This window comes from Streptomyces sp. NPDC046727 (assembly GCF_040645635.1).
Lineage (GTDB): Bacteria > Actinomycetota > Actinomycetes > Streptomycetales > Streptomycetaceae > Streptomyces.
In genome coordinates, this window is the sequence record NZ_JBEYYR010000085.1 from 1 (window position 1) to 2,881 (window position 2,881).

Annotated in this window: 1 tRNA gene and 2 rRNA genes; all 3 read left to right on the top strand. The window is 50.6% G+C overall.

Annotation, left to right across the window (positions count from 1 at the left end):
- The first annotated feature begins 485 nt into the window (after positions 1-485).
- Positions 486-2,027, top strand: a 16S ribosomal RNA gene (locus tag ABZ937_RS42685).
- Between the two features lie 206 nt (positions 2,028-2,233).
- Positions 2,234-2,309, top strand: a tRNA-Glu gene (locus ABZ937_RS42690).
- Between the two features lie 234 nt (positions 2,310-2,543).
- A 23S ribosomal RNA gene (locus ABZ937_RS42695) occupies positions 2,544-2,881 on the top strand; the annotation flags it as partial.

Here is a 2,881-nt window from a genome sequence, read left to right on the forward strand (position 1 = left end):
GAGCCAGGAAGAGAATCTGGCGTATTGCATGGCGTTAAATGAAGATACTGACGCTTTATTGCCCGTTTTGCAGGGTTATGGCTTTAAATCGTTGAAAAAACTGCCGCTTTAACGGTGTTTTGGTTAAACATTCAACGGTCGGAAAAAATATTGAAAATAGGGGTTGCGGCCTGCCGAGAACTCCCTATAATGCGCCTCCACTGACCGGGAACAACGACTGACAAGCCGCCGGGTCAGCGAGAAGAAAGCGAAATAAACGCTTGACTCTCAGGGCGAAAAGCGTAATATACGCAGCCCGCGCCGATGAGTTTCTCGGCGCTGCTCTTTAACAATTTATCAGACAATCTGTGTGGGCACTCCACAAGACGATATCCAGCATCTTCGGATGCAAAAAAATATCAAGTCTTGAAGAGTGACTAACTGAAGTAAAATTCATGCAGTAAATCTTTGAGCATCGCTTCTCGAGTGGAAGCAAATCAAGCTTTTAATTGAAGAGTTTGATCATGGCTCAGATTGAACGCTGGCGGCAGGCTTAACACATGCAAGTCGAGCGGTAGCACAGGGGAGCTTGCTCCCTGGGTGACGAGCGGCGGACGGGTGAGTAATGTCTGGGAAACTGCCTGATGGAGGGGGATAACTACTGGAAACGGTAGCTAATACCGCATAACGTCGCAAGACCAAAGAGGGGGACCTTCGGGCCTCTTGCCATCAGATGTGCCCAGATGGGATTAGCTAGTAGGTGGGGTAATGGCTCACCTAGGCGACGATCCCTAGCTGGTCTGAGAGGATGACCAGCCACACTGGAACTGAGACACGGTCCAGACTCCTACGGGAGGCAGCAGTGGGGAATATTGCACAATGGGCGCAAGCCTGATGCAGCCATGCCGCGTGTGTGAAGAAGGCCTTCGGGTTGTAAAGCACTTTCAGCGAGGAGGAAGGTGGTGAACTTAATACGTTCATCAATTGACGTTACTCGCAGAAGAAGCACCGGCTAACTCCGTGCCAGCAGCCGCGGTAATACGGAGGGTGCAAGCGTTAATCGGAATTACTGGGCGTAAAGCGCACGCAGGCGGTTTGTTAAGTCAGATGTGAAATCCCCGGGCTCAACCTGGGAACTGCATTTGAAACTGGCAAGCTAGAGTCTCGTAGAGGGGGGTAGAATTCCAGGTGTAGCGGTGAAATGCGTAGAGATCTGGAGGAATACCGGTGGCGAAGGCGGCCCCCTGGACGAAGACTGACGCTCAGGTGCGAAAGCGTGGGGAGCAAACAGGATTAGATACCCTGGTAGTCCACGCTGTAAACGATGTCGATTTGGAGGTTGTGCCCTTGAGGCGTGGCTTCCGGAGCTAACGCGTTAAATCGACCGCCTGGGGAGTACGGCCGCAAGGTTAAAACTCAAATGAATTGACGGGGGCCCGCACAAGCGGTGGAGCATGTGGTTTAATTCGATGCAACGCGAAGAACCTTACCTACTCTTGACATCCAGAGAACTTAGCAGAGATGCTTTGGTGCCTTCGGGAACTCTGAGACAGGTGCTGCATGGCTGTCGTCAGCTCGTGTTGTGAAATGTTGGGTTAAGTCCCGCAACGAGCGCAACCCTTATCCTTTGTTGCCAGCGGTTCGGCCGGGAACTCAAAGGAGACTGCCAGTGATAAACTGGAGGAAGGTGGGGATGACGTCAAGTCATCATGGCCCTTACGAGTAGGGCTACACACGTGCTACAATGGCATATACAAAGAGAAGCGACCTCGCGAGAGCAAGCGGACCTCATAAAGTATGTCGTAGTCCGGATTGGAGTCTGCAACTCGACTCCATGAAGTCGGAATCGCTAGTAATCGTAGATCAGAATGCTACGGTGAATACGTTCCCGGGCCTTGTACACACCGCCCGTCACACCATGGGAGTGGGTTGCAAAAGAAGTAGGTAGCTTAACCTTCGGGAGGGCGCTTACCACTTTGTGATTCATGACTGGGGTGAAGTCGTAACAAGGTAACCGTAGGGGAACCTGCGGTTGGATCACCTCCTTACCTAAAGATATTAGTTCGAGTGGCGTGCTCACACAGATTGTCTGATGAAAAAGTAATGAGCAAACAAAACCTTGTGGTATAGGTAAGTGCCGGGAGATTTGTGACTGTCCAGTGCAGTGACAAACGACAATGGCGCTCGATTTTTCACGAAAAATCTCACCTTTACCCGAAATTATCGAATCGGTGATTCGATAAGCCAATTTCGGGTCCCCATCGTCTAGAGGCCTAGGACACTGCCCTTTCACGGCTGTAACAGGGGTTCGAATCCCCTTGGGGACGCCATTCCGATAATGAGTGAAAGACATTATCACCGGTTAGCGATAACCGAAAAAATCTTAAAGATGACTTGCGAGTCATGTTTAAGATATTGCTCTTTAACAATCTGGAACAAGCTGAAAATTGAAACATGACGGCTGAAATTTATCCCTCCGTAGATGTACTGGGATGAAGAGTAACCTGTCATAGAGTCTCTCAAATGTTTGCAGCACGAACGATGGAAACATCTTCGGGTTGTGAGGTTAAGTGACTAAGCGTATACGGTGGATGCCTAGGCAGTCAGAGGCGATGAAGGGCGTGCTAATCTGCGAAAAGCGTCGGTAAGGTGATATGAACCGTTATAACCGGCGATACCCGAATGGGGAAACCCAGTGTGTTTCGACACACTATCATGTCATGAATACATAGTGGCATGAGGCGAACCGGGGGAACTGAAACATCTAAGTACCCCGAGGAAAAGAAATCAACCGAGATTCCCCCAGTAGCGGCGAGCGAACGGGGAGGAGCCCAGAACCTGAATCGGCTTGTGTGTTAGTGGAAGCGTCTGGAAAGTCGCGCAGCAAAGGGTGATAGCCCCG